Raw genomic sequence first — 1,522 nt, forward strand, 5'->3', positions numbered from 1 at the left:
CCGCCCCCCCCCCCCCCCCCCCCCCCCCCCCCCCCCCCCCCCCCCCCCCCCCCCCCCCCCCCCCCCCCCCCCCCCCGCCCCCCGCCCCCCCCCCCCCCCCCCCCGCCACGGCCGCCCCGAGCTGGTGGCCGGCGAAGACCCAGCCGAAGATCATCGGCGCGCGCTTGCCCCAGGCCTGCGCGGCCAGCTTCACGGTCGGCGGCACGGTCGCGATCCAGTCGAGGCCATAGAACATGGCGAACAGCGTCAGGCCCGTGAGCGTGAAGTCGGCCGACGGCAGCCACGCGAGCGACAGCCCGCGCATGCCGTAGTACCAGCACAGCAGGTAGCGGCTGTCGTAGCGGTCGGACAGCCAGCCGGACAGGATCGTGCCCACGAGATCGAACGTGCCCATCATCGCCAGCACGGACGCGGCCGGGACGGCGCCCAGGCCCGCGTCGCCGCACAGCGAAATGAAGTGGGTCTGGATCAGGCCATTCGTCGACAGGCCGCAGATGAAGAAACTGCCTAACAATACCCAGAACACGCGGTCGGCGCGCACGCTGGCCAGCGTGGTGAACGGCGTGCGGATCGAGACCGGTGCGCGCGCCGGCACGACGGGTTTGACGGTCGTGTCGCCGCCATAGGGTGCGAGCCCCAGTTCCTGCGGATGGTCGCGCACGAACAGCAGCGCGAGAATCGCCACGAGCGCGCAGCTGGCCATCACGGGCAGCAGCGCCAGGCGCCAGCCGCCATGCTCGATCAGCCACGTGCCGACGGGGAGGAACACGAGTTGCCCCGTCGCCGAGCTGGCGGTCAATAATCCCATCACGAGGCCGCGGCGCTGTTCGAACCAGCGGTTGGCGACCACGGCGTTGAGGACCAGGGCCGTCATGCCGGAACCGATCCCCAGCATCACGCCCAGCAGCAGCACGAGGTGCCAGAAGTCCGTCATCTGGCGCACGAGACCGAGGCCGGCCGCGATGACCGCGAGCGCCGTCACCATCACGTTGCGCAGGCCGAAGCGCTCCATCAGCAGCGCGGAAAAGGGTCCCATCAGGCCGAACAGGGCGAAACGGACGGCGAGCGCGGACGAGATCTGGTCGACGGTCCAGCCGAATTCATGGCTCAGGGGTTTCAGCAGCGCGCCCGGCAGGCCGAGGGCGGCGGACGACGACAGCGCCGTCAGGAAGGTGATGGCGGCGACGAGCCAGCCGTAGTGCAGGCCGCGGCGGCCCATCCACTGGGCGAGATTTGTGGAAAGCATGGACGTCCTTAGTCGAGAAGACGGTTCGTGGCCGCGTCGAGGATGCGGTGGGCAAACACGTCGTCGTCGACGGACCGCGCCAGCACGAGCGCGCCGACCATCGTGGCGAATGCGGTCAGCGCGTCGTCCGGCGTCGCGTCGGCGTTTTTCCTGCGCATGGCATCACCGAGGATGTCGACGAAGGTCTTGACGCCCGCCTCGAAATGGCGCGGCAGCTCCGGGCCGTGGCGGGCCGCGTCCGGGCCCAGCGAGGCGATGACGCAGCCGGTGCCCACA

The 1,522-nt window shown here is 71.1% G+C and carries 1 protein-coding gene and 1 pseudogene; both read right to left on the bottom strand.

The features are described 5' to 3' along the window. Window positions 1–1,246 (bottom strand): MFS transporter (locus ACEN88_RS31370; RefSeq protein WP_413346024.1); only part of this gene is annotated, 1,246 nt, incomplete at its 3' end. An 8-nt stretch (window positions 1,247–1,254) separates the two neighbouring features. Next, window positions 1,255–1,522: pseudogene (locus ACEN88_RS31375) on the bottom strand (TetR/AcrR family transcriptional regulator); the annotation flags it as partial.

The organism is Massilia sp. CT11-108 (assembly GCF_047302915.1).
Taxonomy (GTDB): Bacteria; Pseudomonadota; Gammaproteobacteria; order Burkholderiales; family Burkholderiaceae_D; genus Telluria; species Telluria orientalis.